The 21,436-nt window shown below is 58.6% G+C and carries 20 protein-coding genes and 1 tRNA gene; 14 read left to right on the plus strand and 7 right to left on the minus strand.

What is annotated here, in order from left to right; genetic code table 11:
- Window positions 1-68 precede the first annotated feature (68 nt).
- Window positions 69-845, plus strand: a complete 777-nt coding sequence (locus GSQ80_RS11835) for an SDR family oxidoreductase (protein WP_254059597.1) — start codon at window positions 69-71, stop codon at window positions 843-845.
- A gap of 8 nt (window positions 846-853) precedes the next feature.
- Here GSQ80_RS11835 and GSQ80_RS11840 read toward each other — a convergent pair whose 3' ends face one another.
- The 3 genes from GSQ80_RS11840 to GSQ80_RS11850 form a co-directional block, all read right to left on the minus strand.
- Window positions 854-1,114: a hypothetical protein gene (locus GSQ80_RS11840; RefSeq protein ID WP_158787832.1), complete on the minus strand. Its 261-nt coding sequence runs from the start codon at window positions 1,112-1,114 to the stop codon at window positions 854-856.
- Between the two features lie 56 nt (window positions 1,115-1,170).
- Entirely contained in the window at window positions 1,171-1,863 is a 693-nt protein-coding gene (locus tag GSQ80_RS11845; protein ID WP_158787833.1) for a hypothetical protein, read from the minus strand.
- Between the two features lie 148 nt (window positions 1,864-2,011).
- Window positions 2,012-3,190 (minus strand): DUF481 domain-containing protein, encoded by a 1,179-nt coding sequence (locus GSQ80_RS11850; RefSeq protein ID WP_158787834.1) that lies wholly within the window; start codon window positions 3,188-3,190, stop codon window positions 2,012-2,014.
- 193 nt (window positions 3,191-3,383) lie between these two features.
- Between GSQ80_RS11850 and GSQ80_RS11855 the strand changes: the two genes are divergently transcribed.
- The 3 genes from GSQ80_RS11855 to GSQ80_RS11865 are packed head-to-tail and all read left to right on the plus strand — an operon-like array spanning window position 3,384 to window position 5,306.
- Window positions 3,384-3,830 carry a hypothetical protein gene (locus GSQ80_RS11855; protein ID WP_158787835.1) on the plus strand — a complete coding sequence of 149 codons (447 nt, stop codon included), beginning with the start codon at window positions 3,384-3,386 and terminating at the stop codon, window positions 3,828-3,830.
- Between the two features lie 23 nt (window positions 3,831-3,853).
- Window positions 3,854-5,035 (plus strand): lactonase family protein, encoded by a 1,182-nt coding sequence (locus GSQ80_RS11860; protein ID WP_158787836.1) that lies wholly within the window; start codon window positions 3,854-3,856, stop codon window positions 5,033-5,035.
- A gap of 10 nt (window positions 5,036-5,045) precedes the next feature.
- Entirely contained in the window at window positions 5,046-5,306 is a 261-nt protein-coding gene (locus GSQ80_RS11865; protein WP_158787837.1) for a hypothetical protein, read from the plus strand.
- A gap of 40 nt (window positions 5,307-5,346) precedes the next feature.
- On the opposite strand, the gene GSQ80_RS11870 is transcribed toward GSQ80_RS11865, so the two are convergent.
- Window positions 5,347-6,390: an NAD(P)-dependent alcohol dehydrogenase gene (locus tag GSQ80_RS11870; protein WP_158787838.1), complete on the minus strand. Its 1,044-nt coding sequence runs from the start codon at window positions 6,388-6,390 to the stop codon at window positions 5,347-5,349.
- A gap of 109 nt (window positions 6,391-6,499) precedes the next feature.
- Between GSQ80_RS11870 and GSQ80_RS11875 the strand changes: the two genes are divergently transcribed.
- Together GSQ80_RS11875 and GSQ80_RS11880 are read left to right on the plus strand one after the other, a co-directional pair.
- Complete coding sequence (locus tag GSQ80_RS11875) at window positions 6,500-6,934, plus strand: DUF2809 domain-containing protein (protein ID WP_174241336.1); 435 nt, start codon at window positions 6,500-6,502, stop codon at window positions 6,932-6,934.
- A 99-nt stretch (window positions 6,935-7,033) separates the two neighbouring features.
- On the plus strand, window positions 7,034-8,722 hold the full coding sequence (locus GSQ80_RS11880) for a CRTAC1 family protein (RefSeq protein WP_158787840.1): 1,689 nt from the start codon (window positions 7,034-7,036) through the stop codon (window positions 8,720-8,722).
- A gap of 16 nt (window positions 8,723-8,738) precedes the next feature.
- Here GSQ80_RS11880 and GSQ80_RS11885 read toward each other — a convergent pair whose 3' ends face one another.
- The 3 genes from GSQ80_RS11885 to GSQ80_RS11895 all read right to left on the minus strand — a co-directional run bounded on the left by GSQ80_RS11885 (window position 8,739) and on the right by GSQ80_RS11895 (window position 11,632).
- Complete coding sequence (locus GSQ80_RS11885; RefSeq protein WP_254059598.1) at window positions 8,739-10,280, minus strand: tetratricopeptide repeat protein; 1,542 nt, start codon at window positions 10,278-10,280, stop codon at window positions 8,739-8,741.
- Between the two features lie 367 nt (window positions 10,281-10,647).
- Window positions 10,648-11,175: a DinB family protein gene (locus tag GSQ80_RS11890; protein ID WP_158787841.1), complete on the minus strand. Its 528-nt coding sequence runs from the start codon at window positions 11,173-11,175 to the stop codon at window positions 10,648-10,650.
- A gap of 381 nt (window positions 11,176-11,556) precedes the next feature.
- Window positions 11,557-11,632, minus strand: a tRNA-Ala gene (locus GSQ80_RS11895).
- Window positions 11,633-11,886: 254 nt separating this feature from the next.
- Here GSQ80_RS11895 and GSQ80_RS11900 point away from each other — a divergent pair.
- The 8 genes from GSQ80_RS11900 to GSQ80_RS11935 all read left to right on the plus strand — a co-directional run bounded on the left by GSQ80_RS11900 (window position 11,887) and on the right by GSQ80_RS11935 (window position 21,384).
- Window positions 11,887-12,555: a sigma-70 family RNA polymerase sigma factor gene (locus GSQ80_RS11900; protein WP_158787842.1), complete on the plus strand. Its 669-nt coding sequence runs from the start codon at window positions 11,887-11,889 to the stop codon at window positions 12,553-12,555.
- Window positions 12,552-13,280: an anti-sigma factor gene (locus GSQ80_RS11905; RefSeq protein ID WP_158787843.1), complete on the plus strand. Its 729-nt coding sequence runs from the start codon at window positions 12,552-12,554 to the stop codon at window positions 13,278-13,280. Before GSQ80_RS11900 ends, GSQ80_RS11905 begins: the two co-directional genes overlap by 4 nt.
- Before the next feature lie 86 nt (window positions 13,281-13,366).
- Window positions 13,367-15,232: a hypothetical protein gene (locus tag GSQ80_RS11910; protein WP_158787844.1), complete on the plus strand. Its 1,866-nt coding sequence runs from the start codon at window positions 13,367-13,369 to the stop codon at window positions 15,230-15,232.
- 96 nt (window positions 15,233-15,328) lie between these two features.
- Entirely contained in the window at window positions 15,329-16,210 is an 882-nt protein-coding gene (gene rnc, locus GSQ80_RS11915) for a ribonuclease III (protein WP_158787845.1), read from the plus strand.
- The gene (lepB, locus tag GSQ80_RS11920) at window positions 16,207-16,929 is read left to right on the plus strand and encodes a signal peptidase I (protein WP_158787846.1); all 723 of its coding nucleotides are present in this window, start codon (window positions 16,207-16,209) and stop codon (window positions 16,927-16,929) included. Before rnc ends, lepB (GSQ80_RS11920) begins: the two co-directional genes overlap by 4 nt.
- 953 nt (window positions 16,930-17,882) lie before the next feature.
- On the plus strand, window positions 17,883-18,722 hold the full coding sequence (lepB, locus tag GSQ80_RS11925) for a signal peptidase I (protein ID WP_158788679.1): 840 nt from the start codon (window positions 17,883-17,885) through the stop codon (window positions 18,720-18,722).
- Window positions 18,723-18,933: 211 nt separating this feature from the next.
- Window positions 18,934-19,671, plus strand: coding sequence for a signal peptidase I (gene lepB, locus GSQ80_RS11930; protein WP_158788680.1), 738 nt, complete (start codon window positions 18,934-18,936; stop codon window positions 19,669-19,671).
- Between the two features lie 42 nt (window positions 19,672-19,713).
- Entirely contained in the window at window positions 19,714-21,384 is a 1,671-nt protein-coding gene (locus GSQ80_RS11935; RefSeq protein WP_158787847.1) for an AsmA family protein, read from the plus strand.
- The last annotated feature ends 52 nt before the right edge of the window (window positions 21,385-21,436 follow it).

The following is a 21,436-nucleotide window of genomic DNA, read 5'->3' on the forward strand; positions in this document are numbered from 1 at the left end:
GGCCGCGAAATGTTCGCGGTCTTCATGCTTTTGGGCGTGCAAGAATAATTGGAGTCTTGGAGGGGTATGTGAGCACTTCGATGAAGGGCAAGATTGTTTTTGTGACGGGAGCGAGCTCGGGGATTGGAGCGGCGACGGCTATGGAGTTCGCGCGTCATGGAGCGAGGCTGATATTGTGCGCCCGCCGGCTGGAGCGGCTACAGGCGATGGAGGCGGAGTTGCGGGATGCGGGCGCCGCGGACCTACTGCTGCTGGAGATCGATGTACGCGATCGCGAAGCGGTGAAGCGGGTGCTGACCGAGTTGCCGGAGGGGTGGCGATCGATTGATGTGCTAGTGAATAACGCGGGACTCAGCCGCGGCCTTACGAAGCTTTATGAGGACGATATTGAGAATTGGGAAGAGATGATCGACACCAACGTGAAGGGCCTCTTGTACGTTACGCGCGCGATTGTGCCGGGAATGGTGGAGCGCAATCATGGGCATGTAATCAATCTTGGCTCAATCGCGGGGCATATGGCCTATGCGAATGGCGGCGTCTACTGCGCGACCAAGGCGGCGGAGCGATTCATCTCGGACGGCCTACGGATTGATGTGAATGGAACGGCGGTGCGGGTGACGTCGATTGATCCCGGGATGGTGGAGACAGACTTCAGCAAGGTTCGTTTTCGGGGAGATGCGGAGCGGGCGGCAAAGACGTATCAGAATGTGGATCCGCTACAGCCGGAGGATATCGCCGATGCGATCGTGTGGGCGGCGACGAGGCCGGCCCATGTGAGCATTCAGAGTGTTGTGCTGACACCGACGGCGCAGGCTAATCCCTTTGTGCTGACACGAAGGAGCTAAGCAAGCGGCTACAGTTTGATGGACCAGCCAAGTTGTTCGAGTTCGCGCTCGATGGTGGCGAGTGCGAGCTCCAGCGCGCTGCGGCGGTGGGGGCTTGAGGTGCGCTCGGAGAGAACGCGTTCCCGCTGCATTTCCAGAGACTGCAAGCGACGCTTGCGGTCGGCCTCGTCCCGTCTCGCCTCGGGAGTGACCTCGGAGGTGGAAAGTTTTGGGGTCGCGGCCTCGGCTTGTTGCTCTTCGACGCTCTTGGATTCCCAACCTTTTGACATATATCTATCTTACGCTCGAGGCCGCGGGCGTGGCCCCGATTTTAGGCCGCTGAAATTTATTGCCGGCCAAAACGATAGAGAATGCCGAGGTTGAAGCCAAGATTGTTCTGAATCGTGCTGCCTGTTGGTCCCACGAAGTTGGTCCCTATCCAGGTTGGAGTAAACCTCAGCGCGAGATTGGGATAGAGGTTGTAGTCGGCGTTCACAGCCAGCGAAAAAGCTGGGCGCAAGCCGCTGTCCCACAAGCCGAGATCCGTCGCCGGAATGCCCTTGCTACCGCCGGAGAAGATACCCCAGCTGGTGCCTGCGACCGCCTGAGCACTCACAGCAAATTTTTCCTTGGCCACGAACCGATAGCTCACGCCACCCATAAACATATATTCATTGATCTGGGGGTTGTAGACGCCAAACTCGTTATTGGTGATTGCGTGCGCATTACCAAAAGAGCCCTGGGCATTACCGACCACGGCAAACTTGGGAGTGAAGTAATAGTTGGCTGCCGTTGCCCAGCTGATTTCATTATTCCTGCGGAGATACTCGCCGCTGCGAAAACGCAGATAGCCGCCTCCGCCGAATATCTCCCACCGATGCGAGTAGGTCTCTTCGGTGGTCCGAGCAACGCGCGCGAGACGCGTCGCATTGGTTTCGTGGTGGGCGTGGGACTCTTGCTTTCTCTTTTTGGACTGGGTCTGGGTCACAGTCTGGGCGTTTGCTGGGGCGATGGCTCCGGCGAGCAGACCAACTGCCATTCCAGAGAGAACCAACCGTACTGCCAATTTCCGCACATCACACATCAAATCCGAACTCCTAAACATACACTGGCGGGCCATAAGGCTCGCTCTATCCATTAGAACATCCCGGACCCGTTCGAACACCCCATAACGCGCTCAAGGCGCGTTATGGGAGCACATAGGTGACGCCGGCGATGAACTGGAAGGAGTTCTTCTTGTAGTATTGCGCCGGATCATTGAGGTAGTTGTCCGCGACGGCAATGGTGGCAGCGAGGCGCTTGTACACGGGTAAGACCAGGGCCGCATTGAAATTCGCCGAATACGCCTTGGCGTCATTCCATGCGGGAAGGTAGTTCAAGGACTCGGTAAAGAGCATCTTGTGAGGCAAGTTGCGGGTGTAGCCCTCAAAAAACGTGGTCCCGATGATATTGGTCGATGGCGTGGTCGTAACGATCCCGTCGACCGTGGTGGAGATGTACGACTGCTTCATGTAGTGGACGTCTGCCTTCAGGTCAAGTTCCTGCTTGGCGTCCTTGACGGCGGTGTAGCCGATGCCGCCTCCGTAGACTTGCTGCAACTGGAGGCCCTGTCCGAAGTTGTGGTCGAAGGAGGTGTCCGCGAGGGCGTAAAGCCGCGGATTGAAGTATTCGTCGCGTTCAGCGTCGGCATGGAAGATGTTGGTGATCACCACGCTGGCTGGGGTCGCGGGGACGGTGGGAGGGATGACGGGAGTCGATAGTTTCCCGTAGGCTTCGTTGACGTTCACGATGGTGCGATTGCGTGGAAGCATCCAGGGCACGGTGGGTATAGCGCGAACCAACGAGAGTCCCGCGTAGAACGTGGTGCCGGTGGTTGTGGAGCGCTCAATATTGGCGCCACCAGTGATCTTCCCGCTCCATCCGGTGAGGAAGCCTGCTTTGTGACTCATCTGTTTATCGAAGGACGCACGATCGATGAGGTAATTAACATCCGCAGCAGGAACGACAGCGGGAGGCTCGTTAGCGGGTGGAGTAATCGTGAGTTTCCCCTCAGCGACCTCGACCGAACCCTCGGGCACGTGCGTTTTGCCAGGCAGGTCGCCTTTGCGGAGCAGGGCGAACTGAGCGCCTGACTTCAACTCCTTGATCTTGTCGATGGAGATGGTGACGGTCCCGGCCATATCGCTGTTGAACACGACGTTTCCATCGGTCACACTGTCAAGCTTGCCGGTCAGGCGGTCGCCATTGGAGAAGATCAGGACATCTGTCGGCGGAGCTGGGGCCGGAGTAGCTGCAGGGGCCTGGGGATAGGCAAACGGGACAAAAGCAAGAAAGGAGAGGGGGAGTAGAGAGAGTAGTCTACGCACGATTATGTCCTTTTAGGCGGATCGTTGAACCTGCTGAAGGCTGACTGGAGCTACGTATGTTCGGGACTTCGTACTGGACTAGGGTAACTGATCAAGGGTTAGCAGATGCTGGCAAAATTAACAGGTATATGAGCAGAGTTTGATGGAAACGCCGCTTGCTTCGATGTCACGGTACGACTAACCTGAATGAGTCATGTATGAAGATTTTGTAGCGACCGACCGCTGGACCTCAGAGAAATTGCACTGCGTTTGGAAGGGCACGGTCGTGGCCATTGCGACCCGCCATGCCGATGCGACCGATATCCGCTTTGCTGTCAACGGCAAACCGCTTTGGATTGCGATGCCCAACCTGGCTTGGGTCGAGCATAAACGCCGGAACGGCAAGGTGATCACCGATTTTCTGGCGGCGCAGGCAGCAGGACGCTACTTGAAACAGGCTATCGAGAGTGGGTACGATAACGGCCGTGAGATGTACACCATGACCGTGGATGAGGTGTTGCGCGAGGTGAGTGCGGTGGTGGAAGAAGTGGGGCATACCTCCAATCTGCCCAGTCTGCCCGTCGTCGACCGCGATGCTCATCCCGGGGAATTCGACTTCAAACTACCCGGCGAGCCGCAGACTGTCGCCGAGTCCGCTTAGGCTCGATGGGACCTCAACGCTCGATGCGATTTCAGACCGCTAACCGATCACTTACCAGCCGTCGGCAATTTATAGCCTCGGCCGTCGCTTTTCCTTTTGCGCTGCGCGCACTGGCTAGCCCGATTGTCAGCAATCCACGGTGGGTTCTGCTCGGAACCGGAACGGACAAGGGGATTTTTCGTGCTGCCTGGAATGCTGAGAGTGGCGAGCTGAGTCGGATCGAAGTCGCTGCAACGACGCAGAACCCGAGCTTTCTGGCGATGCATCCGCGACTTTCGATACTTTATGCGGTCAATGAAAGCCCCCGCGGGGATGGAGCGCTGTGCAGTTTTCAACTAGACCCGAGGAGCGCGACGCTGAAGCCACTGGAACGGGTGAGCAGCGGGGGCAATGGGCCTTGCTACGTGTCCGTCGACGCAACGGGATCGAATGCGTTCGTCGCGAATTATGGCGGCGGGAGCCTTGCAGCATTCGGCCTTGGGTCTGGGGGGGCGCTCCGCAGTGCTGGCTTTTTCGACTGCCGGAATAACACGGCTTGCGGCGCGCTCGGACCCGACAAGGCGCGGCAGGAAGCGGCGCATATGCACTGCGCTGTCATCTCGCCGGACAACCGGTTTGTTCTGGCGTGCAACCTTGGAGAGGATGCGATAGAAATCTTTCGCATTCACCCGCGGGCTGCGAATCCGATGGAGGCTCCCGTGCGGTTCGCGGCGCGAGCTGGATCGGGGCCTCGCCATCTGGCGTTTCATCCGAATGGCCTGTGGCTGTACTGCATCCACGAGCTCGACTGCACGATCGATCTCTACGACTGGAACGTGAACAATGGAGCGCCCGTTCCGGTGTTGCGGAAGGACAGTGTGATCTCCACGCTGGCATCGCCTGCGGCGCTGCCGGGGAGTACTGGCTGCGAGGTTGCGGTCAGCCCGGATGGACGGTTTGTTTATGGAAATACGAGGGGTGAGAACTCGCTGGTGGTGTATCGGGTGAATGCTTCGACGGGTTTGCTGACCGAGCAGCAACGAGTGTTTAGTGGCGGAGGCGCGACACGGCACTTCGCGTTCGATCCTTCGCGCCGCTGGTTGTTGTGCGCGAACCAGGGGACGTCGACGGTGACGGTCTTTGCCCACGATCCTGCTACGGGGCGGTTGGCGGATACACCGAAATCGTTTGCGCTCGATACGCCTATGTTTGTGCAGTTCGTCTAAAGACAACGCTATGTTTCAACATAAAGTCACGGTGGAGTATGGGAGCAGCGAAGGCGCTTCGCTTCCCTGCCCTATCAAGTGGCTGGACAATTTTGCTATGCGCAACTTTACGAATGACGCGGTCTTTGACGACACGCTGCCGGTGGAGGATGGCGTGCTTGAGATCGGACATCGGGTACCGCTGGATCGGCTGCGCGACTCGATGGAGGATTGGTTTCGGCGGAAGGGATATCTGCAGAAGGACGAAGCGCTTCGCGTCACGCTCAGGTAACACGGAGAGTGAGGCGAAGCGCTTTGGGGTTTGGCTGGGGCTAAGCGTTTAGGGTTTTACCGTCGAGGACGAAGCGATACTTTACGTCTCCTTTGACGACGCGGGTATATGCCTCTTCGAGGCGGTCGTAGCCGATAAGTTCAATCTCCGAAACAATGTTCTTTTCGGCGCAGTAGTCGAGCATGTCCTGGGTTTCTTTCATTCCGCCAATCATTGAGCCGGAGAGCGAGCGGCGGTTGGTGACGAGGGCGAAGGGCGAGGTAGCGACGGGCTGGTCTGGAAGACCGACGAGGCAGAGGGCGCCGTCGAGGCGGAGCAGGCCGAGGTAGGCGTTGATGTCGTGGGGAGCTGAGACGCAGTCGAGGATGAAGTCGAAGCTGCTGGCGTGTTTGGCCATGGCCGCTGCGTCCTTGCTGATGACGACTTCGTCGGCGCCTAGCTTTTTGGCGTCTTCGATCTTGTTCTCGGACGTGGTGAACTGGACGACATGTGCGCCCATGGAGTGAGCGAATTTGAGTCCCATGTGACCGAGTCCACCGAGTCCCACGACGCCCACTTTTTTGTTGGGACCTACGCCCCAGTGGCGCAACGGGGAGTAGGTGGTAATACCGGCGCAGAGTAGCGGCGCCACGGCAGCGAGGTCTAACTTGGGAGAGATGGTGTGGACGTAATGCTCGGGGGCGACGATGTTGTCTGCGTAGCCTCCGTAGGTTATGTCGCCTTCGTAGGTTTTGGCGTTGTAGGTTCCGACCATGCCTTTGGTGCAGTAGGGTTCTGCGCCGGCTTTGCAGTTCTCGCAGGCCATGCAGGTTTCCACGGTCACGCCGACACCTGCGAGATCGCCGGGCTTGAATTTGGTTACGGAGGCACCGACGGCTGTGACATGACCGACGATCTCGTGGCCGGGAACCATGGGATACATCGAGCCGCCCCATTCGTCGCGAACTTGATGGATGTCCGAGTGGCAGATGCCGCAATAATCGATCGCGACGACGACGTCGGTGGGGCCCGGTTCGCGGCGGTCAAAGTGGAACGGGGTGAGCGGCGAGGTCTTAGTCTGCGCGGCATAGCCAAACGATTTCATGTGTAATGATTCTCCTGTTCGAGTCGGTGGGACAGTTTTGCTGAAGGATGCAGCTACCCTCACAGTAAACCCTGAACGATGTTGTACCCAAGCGATGGTCCGGATGACGATGCCTAAACGTCGTGTCACTTATGTGGTGCTGTTGTTGATCACGATTCCGGTGGGACTCGCGTGGCGGATGGTGCCGCTTGGACTATCGCCCTTCTGGCTTAAGTTTGGCGGATCGGCGCTGTGGGCGATGGCGTTGTATTGGTTCATTGCCGTTTGCCTTCCCAGACTGAGCGTAGTGGGTCTAGGCTGTCTCGCCGCGGCCGTGGCGGCTGTGGTCGAGTTCAGCCGACTGTGGCGTGTACCAGCATTGGATGCTTTCCGATTGACCCTCGCTGGCCGGCTTTTGCTGGGACGCTATTTTTCGCTCAAGAATATTGCGGCGTACTGGGTGGCTATTGCGGTGGCGGCGCTTCTGAATCGATGGCTGGTACGAAGTGATGGGTCTAATCGACGACTCCGACGCGAGCGGAATATAAGGGGTGTTGCTTCGTAGGATACGATTGGATGCTCTCGATGCTACATTTCTTTTCAACCACGGCGGTGGCGGATTGCTAATCCTGTGACTATATCCCGCGCAATCACCGTAGCTTGCATGGCACTCTTCCTTTGGGACACGGGCGCTGGGCTGCGGGGACAAACGACTCAGGAGAAATCGCCTTCTTCGAGTGCGCCGTCGAAGGCGGTCGCGATCGTTTTCGAAAATGCCCTCAAGCAGTCGAAGATCAGTTTCACGTTGAAGAACAGCGTGAGTCCGCATCGTTACTCGATTGAGACGATGACCGGCGGCGTTGCCTTGTTTGATTACGACAACGACGGACTTCTGGACATCTTCTTCACTAACGGCGCAGCGATCCCTTCTCTGGAAAAAACGGACTCCAGCTTTTCGAATCGGCTGTTTCATAACAATGGAGACGGGACATTTACTGATGTTACGGAGAAGGCCGGGCTGGGTGGTATTGGATATTCGATGGGCGTCGCTACAGGAGATTACGACAATGACGGGTTCGTTGATCTCTACGTCACCGGCGTCAATCACAATCAGCTTTTCCATAACAACGGCAATGGCACCTTCAGCGATGTTACGGAGAAGGCTGGGGTCAAAGGTATTGTGCCTGGGATCGGCAAGGCATGGGCCGTAGCCGCTGGATGGTTCGACTACAACAACGATGGATTGCTTGATTTGCTGGTGGTCAACTACCTGAATTACGACATCAAGACGGCCTCTGCTTGTAGCGTGGGAAAGCTGCCTACGTACTGCTCGCCGAATGATTTTCAAGGTACGCCCAACATCCTGTATCGCAACAATGGTGATGGCACCTTTACGGATGTTTCGACTGCGTCGCACATTGGGCAGTACGTAGGCAAAGGCATGGGGGTGGCCTTTGCAGATTATGACGGCGATGGCTTTACAGACATTTTTATTTCGAATGACACGTCCCCGAATTTTCTCTTGCATAACAACGGGGACGGCACATTTACCGATGAGGCGTCGGACGCGGGCGTCGCGTACAACGAGATGGGGAAGACGGTTGCGGGCATGGGAGCAGATTTTCGCGATCTAAATAATGATGGACTGCCCGACATCTTTCATACAACGATGTTTGGCGATACCTTTCCGCTCTACGAGAATGAGGGAAAGGGTCAATTCAACGATGTCACCAGTTCGTCTGGACTGACGGCTGCAACTGGAAGACTGACCGCGTGGGGCACCGGCGCGTATGACTTTGATAACGATGGATTGAAGGATTTGTTCACGGCTGATGCGGCGATTCTAGATAATTCCGTTGAGGTAGAGCATAGGCCGTACCGTCTGCCGAATAGGATTTTCCGGAATATTGGGAATTTTAAATTCGAGGATGTGAGCGGCACAGCTGGGGCGGACTTTGCGGATCCTGCAGCTCATCGCGGGGCTGCGTTTGGTGACTTGAACAACGACGGGAAGGTGGATGTCGTGGTCACAGTACTGAACGGGCCGCCTGAGATTCTCATGAACCGTACGGCGAGCGAACATCACTGGATCATCTTGAAGCTGGTGGGCGTGAAGGACAATCGCGACGGGCTCGGGACCCGGATTAAGATCACGACGGCACATGGGAGTCAGTACAACGAGGCGACGACGGCTCTCAGCTACAACTCATCCAGCGACAAGCGCGTTCACTTTGGGCTGGGTGAGGACGCAGTGATCGATCGCATTGAGCTTTCGTGGCCAACCGGCGTCAAGCAGGTTCTGCGCGGCGTAAAGGCCGACCAGGTGCTGACGATACTTGAGAGTTCCAAGTAATCAAAGCGCAAGGAGCTCATGAAGGCTGCTGGTGCAGTAGCTTCTGGGCTAGATCCTGTTGTTGGTTGCGATTCAGCAGGTCGATGACTCCCTGGACTGCCTTAGGTTGATCTTTCGAATACGTGACTAACAACTCAGCCGTCAGGTTCGCATTTTTTACGTCGCCGAGATGGAAGTACGAATCGCAGAGTATGAACAATAGAGACGGAACCATTGTCTTAGATTTTGATAACAGGTTCGCGGCGTCGGCCCAGCGTGCCTGATGATAACGAATTTCACCAAGTTCGGCGAGAGCAGATTGATCATTTGGATGGATCGCCAGCTCTGCTTTGAATTCGTTCTCTGCCTTGTCGAGATTATTTTGCTGGAGCGCCATGATGCCGAGCGACGTATGGGCGCCGCGGACCGTTGGATCAAGTTCGAGCGCCTTGTGTAGACAGCGCTCCGCATCGTTCGGCCTGTCCATCGCCGAATACAGCGTTCCTACGAGGACATACGAGCCCGCCGGTGTAGCGAACGGGCCTTTTGACTGATCGCGAAATAGTTGAAGCGCCGCCGACTCCTTGTTGTCGAGCAAAAGCTGGCGAGCCTCATCCCAAACTTTATTCTCCTGAGCGGCGTCTCCCTGCGGACCGGCGGAGGAAGCCTGCTCCAGCATGGTGCGGTGAAGGTCTGCCTCGTACTTTGCGTCCGCGGTCCTTCCGAGCCCGGCGTAGGCCCTGGAAAGATAAAAGTGCGCGAGGATCTGGGTGGGATCCTGACGTAGTAGTTGCTCAAGCAGGTTTGCGGCTTGCTGATAGTTCTTGAGTTCGAGTTCGCATTGGCCCAATCCGAGCATGGAGGGAACATCGTTGCTCTTGACCTGAAGAATCGATCGAAAGATTGGCTCGGCGTCCTGCCACTTTCCCAGCTTGACATAGACGGCGGCGAGCAGGGCTTGCACGGTGAGATTGTTCGGCTTGCGTTGGGCTGCCTGCGTGGAATACTGCAAGGCTTGGTCGAGATCCATGCTTCGGAAACTTGCAACGGCGAGATCGAAGTCGATGCGGTCAAGGGTTGGATCAGATTGCTGCGCCTTGTGAAGCCACTGCATCGCGGCCTGGTTGTCGCCCGAACTGCAAAGGAGTTCCCCATATTTCTGCCACACGGACGCGTTGTTTGAGTCGACCTTGAGGCACTCCTGGATGGCCTTCAGGGCGACGTCATTGTCGCCGTTGAGGTGGTAGGCCTGGGCCAGGTAGTAGAGCGTGTCGCGATCGCGGGGCGAGTATTTCAGAGCGCGAGCGAGGAGGTTGATGGCTTCCGCATTATGGCCAGTCTGGAGTTGATAGAGGCCGATCTTGAAGAGCAGCTCGGGGTCTGTGGGAGCGAGCTTTAATGCTGCCTGGAAGGATGCAATGGCCTCTGATCCGTTTCCCAGGTCTTCCAGGAGCGCGCCCTGAAACTTCAGCGCTGGCTCGAAGTTTGGGTGTTGCGCGAGCAGGTCCCGTGTGAGGGCTAACGCCCTGTTTTCATCACCGTGCTCGGCGATTGCAATGGCCTGATGAAGTTGGGACATCAAGGCGGGATTGTTTGATGGAGGGGTACTCTGCGCGTCTATGGTTGAAACGCCTGAGGTCAATGCGAGCAACAGCGCCAATCTCGTAAGGCTCAGCATTTGCGACCAGATTGGCTGACGGCGATCCGACGAGGAAGAAGCCTTTGGCGGTATTTCTTTGCAGGGGTGTGGTCGTTGCATGTTGTTGCATTCCAGGAGGAACCAGGGTCAACCTTGATGGGTGGCGTGTCGTTCATTTGAAAGCAATTAGCGGCGTTTGTCACTACAAAACGAAAGCCCTCTTGGCAGCGGAGGGCTTGGAGCGTCAGGGAACCGAGCGGATCGTATTCATCCTCTTTGGAAATATGCAACGATCCCGTTGCCGTGACTACTTAACGCCGTTCTCTGGATTCCAAACACCGTGCAACTTCCGCACGTACAACATTTGGCCGATGTGGTAAGCATTGTGCGTTGCGATATGCGACAGCAACGATGCGTTCTTCTCCAAGGTTTTTTCATCGACCGTCTCAACATACGTTTCGAGCTCAGTGAGCACTTCATCCAGCTGCTTTTGCGTCTCGGCCCACTGTGCTTCGGTGAACGCATTGAAGGTTTCATCGTTATTGCCACTGAACTTTGCGTTCTTCTCGCCCTTTAGCTGCTCGAGAGCGCGGCGATCCCAGAACACCAAGTGGTTTGCTAGCATTCCGACGGAGTGGTTGCCACTACCGTCGGTCCATGCTGCATCCTTTGCCGATAGGCCGGCGACCGCGTCGTTTGCTGGGACAAACCATTCCTTGACGTTGTGCGTTGATTTGAGTTCCGCGAGTAGGTGCGCGCGCAGCGAGAAGGGCGTTGGCTGCTGTGCGGTGAGAGGAACGCAAACAAGCGCCGCTGCGAGAAGAAGTCGTTTCATGAAGGGCTCCTTGCTATGGTCAGATTCGGTCCAGGCGGATAAAACACCGTCTGTGCCTAAATTGGTTTGATGATTACACCGAATCGAGTAAATGCTGGGATGCATACCCGGAAGCTGCGGCGGATGGCCGACGAAAATGCCTTTCCTCTCACCTGACGACTTCATCTTCGCAAATGAAGCCGGAGGGTTCTTGTACATGGATAACTTTCGCAAACGGGTAACTGCGCGTTTGGGTGGCTGCGAGCCGAAAAAGTCGGCACAGACTGGCGACATCATTGTGGGCCGCCGTAGGCCAGCCAAGCGTTTGACCAAATGACACAAGACCGCTCATGGAAGGAGGGCGACTGCTTGCTGTAGCTATCTGATTTGTAAGGGGTTGTTTGGTGGACCTGATCGGGATCGAACCGATGACCTCTTCCATGCCATGGAAGCGCGCTCCCAGCTGCGCCACAGGCCCACTCATTGGAGGGACCCTCTTATTCTCGCGGATGCGCGCTGGCAAGTCAAACCGCTAGCGCGGAACAAAGGGGTGCGGCATGGTGTCTAACGTGGTGGTTGGACAGAGAATTGCAGATTGAGGCTTTTATGCCTCACGGAATGGGTCGAAGGCGCGTCTATATTGGCTAGTAACGCTGGACAGATGATGAGGCCAGCGCCTACTTTAGTAGCATTCGCGGGTGGAAACTCTTCCCTCCGCAGTTGGGGACAGCAATGAGCGATCTAGCAAGCGCGATCGGAATCCGTGCAGACGAGCAGGAGCTCGTCGCGGAGCTGAAGGCTGGATCCGAGGAGGCGTTTGCCCTCTTGCTGGCTCAATATAGTCAGCCAATTTATTCCCTGATGGCGCGCAGCTTGCGCGATCCGGCCGATGCGGCGGATGTGACGCAGGAAGTGTTTGTTAAGGTCTTTCGTAATATCTCGAGCTTTCATGGCGACGCGAGCCTCAGAACCTGGATTTACCGGATCGCGCTGCATGAGGCGAGCAATCAGCGCCGCTGGTGGAGCCGGCATAAACGGCAGGAATTGACCATCGACGCGCAGCTTGAGAATGACGAGGGCGAGACCTTTTGCATGGCCGACGCGCTGGCAGCACGCGATGCGTCCCCGTTTGAGTGCGCGGCTCACGCGCAGCTTGGGGAACGAGTTGTCGCCGCTTTGCGTACTCTTCCAGAGGCGTACCGCGAGGTTGTCGTGCTCAGAGAGATTGAAGGGTTTGGCTACGAGGAGATTGCCGAGATGCTTAACGTGCATCTCGGTACGGTGAAGAGCCGGCTAATGCGCGGGCGCGCTGCCCTGCGGGAAGCGTTGCGCGATGACGCGGATGTGGCGAAAGCTTCGGGATGTCGCAAGACAGATCCTGCGCGGCTGGTGACACGATGAAATGGCCTAATCAAATCTCGAAGCGGTCGTTACCACGCGCCACGGATGCTCCGATCGAGGAGTGTGAGGCTGTGCGGTCCGGGTTTTCTGCCTATTTGGATGGTGCGGTCAGCGGGGTTGAGATGGCGGAGATGTCTCGTCACTTGAGAGATTGCGATGACTGCGCGAAGGACTTCAATGTGTGGCGCGAGGTGCAACGGTCGTTAGGAGAGCTTGGGCCTCAACCGCCGCCAGCGAGACTTCAGGCGCGCTTGAGGGCTGCCATCGCCGCGGAGCGGGAGCGCGGGGCACACCTGCCGTTCTTCCAGCGAATGCTCCTGATTTGGAGGAGTTCGATCGCTCCACTGGCCTTGCGGCTAAGCGGTGGTTTCGCGGTGGCTGTGGTGCTGGCGGGTGGATTGTTCTGGATGTTCGGAGCGCCTGTCGATGTGCAGGCGAATGATGATGCGATGGCCCACCTGGTCGCGCCACGCTACATGTATTCGCAGGTGCCACCGGAGCCGATCAGCACGAAGCGTGATGTGCCGATCGTTGTAGATGCGATGGTCGATAGCAGCGGTCGCGTGTATCGATACACGATCCTCGAAGGCCCTACGGACAGCGAAGTGAATATTCGGGTTGAAAACAACCTGCTGAGCAGCGTTTTTACGCCCGCAACCGTCTTTGGCGTTCCGGTACGCGGCCATGTTGTGATCACCTACACCGGGGTTTCGGTAAGGGGTTAAGCGGACTCCGCTTACCGGGCGGATTGCGCAGGCTCTATCGGCTTCCATAGACTGTAGCGGTGCGTCGAATCAGTATCGTGAACCTCTTGCCCCCTTTTCGCCCTTCCCCAATAACGCAGTCCGTTTCCAAGCAGACGGTGCGAAAGCGGCTGCGTGCGTTCGGCATTCTGCTGCTGGGTGTTACCGCGGCGCTTTGCGGTCGTGTCCAGGCACAGAGCTCGTCCTCGTCGTCTTCGTCGGCGACTACACCGGCAAGTGCGCCAGTGCAGCCGCAAGCGCCCGCAGGCCACCAAATGGACGTTAACCCCCTGAACCGTCCGCAGGTGGCGAAGATCGAGCGCGGTGGCGCGGCGGTAACGCTGGAAACGAGCGAGCCGCTGTTCCAAATTGCGGCGGCGCTGAATGCTTGCGGCTATGACGCGGACCTGGATAAGTCGGCGCCGGTGCGCGCGGCAGTGCGCGCCGATATGAATGCCGCGTTGGCAGCTTCAGAAGACGCTCGAAACAGCCGTGACCAAATGTGCGCTTACATCTCTAAGCACCACATGAATGACATGGGGCTGGATGTGGGGCAGTATGTGTCGCTGGCGCTCTACCTGTCGCCGCCTCCGGAACTGACGCCCAACGTCGATCTGACGCAACTGCCACCGCAGGCGGCTGATGTGGTGAATGTGCTGCCGCTGCTGCGGACCTTTGCTGAAGATATTGAGCTGCACTATTTATGGCTGAAGCATCGTCCCGAGTACGAGGCGCTGACTGCGCGCGTGCATGATCCGATGACGGACATGATCCTGGCCACAAATCTGTTCCTGCATCAGCCGGTGAGCACCTTCGATGGCCGACGGTTTCTGGTGCTGCTGGAACCGATGCTTTCGCCGAACCTGACGAATGCGCGCGTTTACGGTTCGGACTACATCATCGTCATGTCGCCGGACAACAGTACGTCTGGGGATCCGGTAAGTATGGCCCAGATTCGGCACATCTACCTGCATTACGTTGTGGAGCCGCTGGTTTACAGTCGCGGCGAGGCGATGGAGCGCATGCAGCCGCTGCTGTCGACGGTGCAGGAAGCACCCTTGGAGTTTTTCTACAAGAGTGACATTGTGGCGCTCATGTCGGAATCCGTGATCAAGGCCATCGAGGCTCACATGTACGTGATTCCTGATCCCGCGCCGAAGAAAGCGCGCGGAGCGAGATCTCGTGAAGAGGATGCAAACTATGACGTGGAGAAGGCTGCCTACGACTCGAAGACGAATGTCGCGCGCGACAACCTGGTGATTCTGGATGAACGGCAGGGTTGGGTATTGACACGGTATTTCTATGACGGCCTGACGAAGATGCAACACAACGGGGACGGCCTTCGCGATGAGATGGCGCCGCTGATCTACGGCATGGATGTGCAGCGGGAGAAGAAGGCGGCACAGCAGATTCTGTTCGTGAAGAGTATTCCGCCGGATCCATTGCGGCCGGACGCGACGCCTCACAAGATCGAGGGCATGGAGCTTGCAGAACTCGACCTGCTGAAGGGCGATAAGGACGATGCGGCCGATATTGCGGAGAAGGCGCTGGCGGACCCGCACGGGGATCACGCGGACGCCACCTACGTGCTGGCGCGGATCGACTTGATGGAGGGGGACCCGGAGAAGGCGTCCAAGGGTTTCGAGCAGACGCTGGCGCTAAGCAAGGATCCGCGGACTGTGGCTTGGAGCCACATCTACCTGGGGCGGCTGTATGACACGATGGATCCTCCGGACCGGGGGAAGGCTGTTGCGGAGTACAAGGCGGCGCTGGTGACGCGGGATAGCCTGCCGGATACCAAGAAGGCGGCGGAGAGTGGGATCTCGAAGCCGTTCCTGCTGCCGCAGCGGCAGAAGCCCACGGACGACGATCAGCCGTTCGATCCTACGGGCAAGGCAGAGAAGGACTCGTACAAACCTCCGGCTCCGCATTAGGCTGTTCCGCCTTAGGTTCGCCTGTGCGGGGAGTCCGCGAACGCCGCGTAGAGTAGAGGTCAGGACTCGCAGGCTGGGATCTGAGGATGAACGGCGATGACCACGGCGCGCAGGAAGCAGAGGAAGAAGCGGGAGCCAACTGCTGAAGCACCGGAGATACGGGCTGAATGGCGGGAGTTGGAGGCCAAGCTCGGGCATCGGTTTCAGCGGCCTGAGGTGCTGAGCCTGGCACTGACGCATCGGTCGCATACGTACGAGGCGCGGCATGGAGTTCCGGCGGTGATTCTGCCAGCGCATCCGGAGCAACGCGACCAGCGGAATGCTCCGGGCACGGACAATGAGCAGCTGGAGTTCCTGGGCGATGCGGTGCTGGGACTTGTCGTGACCGAGGCTCTGTTTCGGGAGTTTCCGAAGTGTAGCGAGGGAGAGCTGACGCGGCTGCGGTCGAACCTAGTGAGCCGCAAGCGGATGGCTGATATGGGCGTGGAATTGGGGCTGGGCGACGCGCTGCTGATGGGCAAGAGCGCGGAGCAGAATGGTGGTCGTCGCAAGCCGGCGTTGCTGGCCAATGCGGCAGAGGCCGTGCTGGCCGCGGTTTATCTGGATGCGGGCGATGAGGGGTTGGCCAAATTGCGGGCGATCGCCGAGCGCTACCTGCTGCAGCCCGAGATGGAGGCGATGCGGGCTGCGCTGGCCGATGGGGCTGGACGCGGTGCGATGCGCGACCACAAGACGCTGCTGCAGGAGCGCGTGCAGGCTGAGGGCGCAGGGAAGCTGCGGTACATCGACACGGCGCAGAACGGGCCGCCGCATGACCGGGTGTTCTCGGTAGAGGCGAGGCTGGAAGACGAAGCGGGCGAGCGGGTGCTGGCGTCGGCTGACGGATCGAGCAAGAAGGAGGCGCAGCAGCGGGCGGCGGAGCTGGCGCTGTTGCATTGGAGTGCACCGAGTGTGTCTGCGGAGCGGGGCGAGCGTTGAGTTCGGGGCATCATACGACGGTGGAGCAGGACGGTCTGCTGACGACGCTGAAGTCGATTCTGGAGATTATTGTTTTTGCGATCTTCATTGTGACGTTCATTGTGCAGCCGTTTCGGATTCCTTCGGGGTCGATGGAGCCTACGCTGCGGGTGGGCGATTTTTTGCTGGTCGACAAGCAGTCGTATGCGGCTTCGGGACGGCTGGATCGGCTGGTGCTTCCACCGGCGCGGGTAGAGCGGGGAGATTTGGTGGTGTTTCACTATCCGGTGGAGCCGCGGCTGCACCTGGTGAAGCGGGTGGTGGGGCTGCCGGGGGACCGGATACGGATGCGCGGCGGGCGGGTGCTGGTGAATGGCGTGGTGTTGAACGAGCCGTATGCGTTTTACTCGCCGAGCCGGCCGAATGGGTTTCGGGATGAGTTCCCTTCGCTGCTGGAGGCGGATCCGAATGTGGATCTGCGCTGGTGGATCCGGCTGCGGAGCTCGGTGGTGGACCGGGATGTGATTGTGCCGACGGATTCCTACTTTGTGCTGGGCGACAACCGCAATGACAGCGAGGACAGCCGCTATTGGGGGTTTGTGCCGCGGAGCGCGATTGTGGGGCGGCCACTCCTGGTGTACTTTACGATTCCGCTGGCCGAAGAGATGCATGGCTCGGTGTGGGAGCGGGTTCGGGATCTGTTTCGGAGCGGCGTGCGGAGTTGGCGAGTGCTGCGGTAGTTCGTGCGCGTACGCGAGGAAACCAGAGGGGGCCCCCCTCCCCCCCAGGTAGTACTTTGGCTGTAAAGTAGTGCAACCACGCGGGTTAGAAGCGAAAGTACCCCCTGCCCTACTGGGGACCTTACCGATGTAAGTGTTGCATTCAGATAGGTTAGGAGCAAAGGTACTACCATCGAAAGACTTTACGGTGGCGGTGAGGCTTCGACCCTTGGCTATATGTGTCGGGCCGTTGGACCCTTTTCCGGGAGAGCTTGCTCGCAATTGGGGCTAATTCAATTGTAGCGAGTGGGTGGGTAACTATGCCAAGGCGGGTAGAGAGAAATCGGCAGTGGGGACGCGGGTTTGGTGCGTTGTCGGGGTGGATAGGGGGTTGACATGCTGATTTTGGGTTGTTTTTGAGGGTGGTTGGGGGAATTTATTTTTTGGGAGTGATTTGGCGAGCGGAGTCTGAGGCGTGTAGCTCGGCTGAAGCGCGGATTTCTGATTGAAAAGGGACGAGCGGTTCAGGTGGGCTGAAACCTTCGGGGTCCTTCGGCTACGCTCAGGATGACAGAGTTTGGGCGGAGAAAGGCAGGAGCAGAAGCAGATTCCAGAGGGAATGACAGAAAGAGAGGCAAGGACAAAAGAAGAAGCAGATCCCTGCGGGATGACAGCCAGAAGGGCAAAGCAAGGGCAAGTGCAAATGCAGGGATCTCTCCACTGCGCATCACAAAGACAACAGCGTGATGCTCCGGTCGAGATGACGGGATGGTTGGTGGGATCGAGATTGCGGGATTGTTGGTCGGATAGAAAAAGGGGCGAGAGCACCGACATGGGTTCGCCTGGGGTGGAGAGAGTGGGGCGGGATACACTGGCAGAACGTTTTCGGTTGGCGTGTTGACAGGGTTCGGCTTGGATTTGCGGGAGGCGTATTGAGTTCTGCGCAGGTGGTTCGGGTGAAGCGAGCGAGCGGGATGAAGGATGCCGGCGCGGTCAAAGAAGAGGTGTCGGAGACTCCGCTGGAGGCGGCCGCTTCGCTGTGCGTGATGTTGGCCGTGTATTTGTTTGTGATCGGGTTCATGTTCCAGAACTTTGAGATTCCTTCGCCATCGATGCAGAACACGCTGCTGGTGGGGGATCACCTGTTGGTGGATCGGACAACGCTTGCCCCCGCGTCGAAGTGGGCGCCATTTGTGCATTATCGGCCGGTGCAGCGGGGCGACATTATTGTGTTCATGAAGCCGCATACCGAGGTGCCGGATATGAAACTGGTGAAGCGGGCGATTGGGATCCCCGGGGACCGGATTCATCTGCGTAAGGGCGTGGTGTATTTGAATGGCGTGGCGCAGACGGAGCCGTATGCGATCCAGCCTGCGGAGAACGATTTGATTCCGTTTCGCGACGACTTCCCTTCTGACGTAGCGGGATTGAAGCAGTCTGGAAGCGATCGCCTGGCGGAGGGCGGAGAGTGCCGGGATCAGGCGTGCGTGGAGTCGGAAGGGATCGCCAACCGGATGGTGGATTGGGCGGATGAGCTGCCAAAGTATATCCAGGGAGATGATTTGGTGGTGCCGCCGGGGATGGTGTTCGCGATGGGAGATAACCGCGCCAACAGCCTGGATGGGCGGTTCTGGGGGTTTGTACCGCAGCAGAATATTTTGGGGCGCCCGCTGTTTGTGTATTGGTCGTTCAAGACGCCGGACGAACAGGGGGACAAGACCACGACCGGGGACAAACTGCGGTTTCTTCTGCATGAGACACTGCACTTCTTCGATGAGACCCGGTGGAATCGGACGTTCCATGTGACGCGGTAGAACAGGGGATAGGGGATAGAGTGTAGAGCGTAGAGAAGGCGGTTTGGTGGCGGGGTACACTGGGGTGATGGAGCTGGCGTGTGGTTAGCGCTGACGCGCGGACGTTTAGGAGACAGTTTCGTTGAGCATTGAGAGACCATTGCAGGCGGAGAGCGCCGTTGCCGGGCCAACCGTCCCGGCCAAGGTGAAGGACGAGGTGGCGGAGACGCCGATGGAGGCGCTTGCCTCGATCTGCACGATCCTGGCGATTGGCATGTTTGTGTTCGGGTTCATCTTTCAGAACTTTGAGATCCCCTCGGGATCGATGCTGAACACGCTGCTGATTGGGGATCACGTGGTGGTGGACCGGACTACGCTGGCGCCAGAGACGAAGTGGGCTCCGTTTGTGCATTATCGGGCGGTGCGGCGGGGCGACATTATTGTGTTCATGAAACCGAATCCGGAGTCGCCGGATTTGATTTTGGTGAAGCGCACGATTGGGATTCCGGGAGACCGGATTCATCTGCGGCATGGCGTGGTGTATTTGAATGGCGTGGCGCAGAACGAGCCGTATGCGATCCAGCCGAGCGAGGATGGGCCTGGGCAGGAGGCGTATCAGCCGTATCGGGATGACTTTCCATCGGTGACGCCTTCGCCGGATGAACAGGTGACCGAGGTGTGGCGCGAGGAGCTGCCACAACATATCCAGGGTGATGACCTGGTGGTGCCGCCGGGGTACGTGTTTGCCATGGGCGACAACCGGACGGAGAGTCTGGATGGGCGCTACTGGGGGTTTGTGCCGCAGCAGAACATTCTGGGCCGGCCGCTGTTTGTGTATTGGTCGTTTGAGACTCCGGCGGACCAGGAGGATAAGACCTCGATTGGCGACCGGATCGGGTTCATGTTCCACATCGTGACGCACATCTTCTCGGACACGCGATGGAAGCGGACGTTCCACGTGGTGCGGTAACGGCAGGGGATAGAGTGTAGAGGATAGAGGGTAGAGAAGACTTTGCCGGCACGGGATACGGAGACGGGGACGGAAGTAGATGGATCGTCGCGGACGCGGCGTTGGTGGGTGTGGGCGTGCGTGGTGGCGGCGGTGCTGTTGCTGTTGCTGACGCCTCCGCTGCTGAATGTGAATCGGCTAAAGAGAAGGATTGCGACCAGCATCAGTGCGAGTTTGGGAAGGCCGGTGCAGCTGGATGGCGTGACGATGCACCTGCTGCCGGTGCCGGGATTTACGCTGCAGAATTTTGTCGTGAGCGAGGATCCGGCGTTTGGGACCGAGCCGATTATTCGTGCGAACGTGGTGGATGTGACGCTGCGGCCGAGCTCGCTGTGGCGGCGTCATGTGGAGTTTTCGTCGATGACGTTTGAGACGCCGAGCTTGAACCTCGTGCGCAATGCGGCGGGCGTGTGGAATGTGCAGAGCCTGTTGATGCATGCGGCGAGTGTGAGCACTGCTCCTACGGCGCAACGAAAGGCTGGGCCGGAGCCGCGGTTTCCGTATATCGAGGCGACTGGGGCGAGGGTGAATGTGAAGCTGGGCGAGGAGAAGAAGCCGTTCTCGCTTACGGACGCGGACTTTGCGCTTTGGCTGACGTCGCCGCAGGAGTGGAGGGTGCGGGCGAAGGGCACGCCTACGAGGACAGACACGAATATTTCTGATCCCGGCGTGGTGAAGCTGGAGGGGTCGTTGAAACGCGCGGCCACGATGGCAGAGGTTCCGGTGGATCTGACGGCAAGTTGGACGGGGGCTCCAATGGGCGAGGCGACCAAGATGCTGAGCGGGCAGGATGCCGGGTGGCGAGGGAATTTGAATGTGGAGGCGTCGCTGATGGGAATGCTGGGAGCGGCGAAGCTGACCACGACCTTCCACATGGAAGAGCTACGGCGGTCTGAATTTGTGCCGGTGCAGGCGATGGACGTGCGGGCTGATTGCCGGGGGACGCTGGATGTGACGGCGGCGGTGGTGACCGATCCGGATTGCGCTGTGACGACGCCGATTGCCGATGGAGCGAAGGTGGCGGGACGGGTGGTCGGGATTGCGGACCGGCTGGATTTGTCGGCGCTGTCGGATGCATCGACGCTGGACACGGCGGGGGTGCGCGTGGGGATGACGAATGTTCCGAATGCGTGGCTGCTGGATTGGGTGCGGCTGTTCTCGCAGAGGATTCCAGCGGGCGAACGGCCGGAGGGGACTGTGGCTGGGAGCGTCCTGCTGAAGAGCACACGAAAGGGGCAGCCGGCGCGGTGGGACGGCGAGTTTCGTGGGGAGATTATTGGATTGCTGCCGTGGGGCGCAGAGAGTGCGAACCTGGTGCATGCGGTTACCGTGACGAGCAGAGCTACCGAAGACGGGTTCGTGCTTGCGCCGCTGGGTTTGACGCCGCCGGGGAAGACACCTGCGCTTACGCTGAGTGGGACGGCGACGAAGTCTGGATATGCGCTGCACTTTGCGGGGACCGCGACTGAGGCGCAGTTGCAGGCGCTGCGGGCGCTGGCTCCGCCGCTGGGGGATGGGTTGCAAGAAGTGGTGAGGCCGGATGGTTTGAGCGGGGCGGCGAAGGGTGAGGCGGCTCGGGTGATGAAGGTGGATGCTACGTGCACGCGGGCGTGGGGTTCGGGGCAGACTTGCGTGGCGGGTGAGGCGGCGGCTCCGAAGCGGAGACGGCGGTAGGAGGAAGGGCCAGGGCTAAAGCCCCTTCGATTTCCCGCGACCTTCCAAGGGG

Origin of the sequence: Granulicella sp. L46 (assembly GCF_009765785.1) — a bacterium.
Classification (GTDB): Bacteria; Acidobacteriota; Terriglobia; order Terriglobales; family Acidobacteriaceae; genus Granulicella.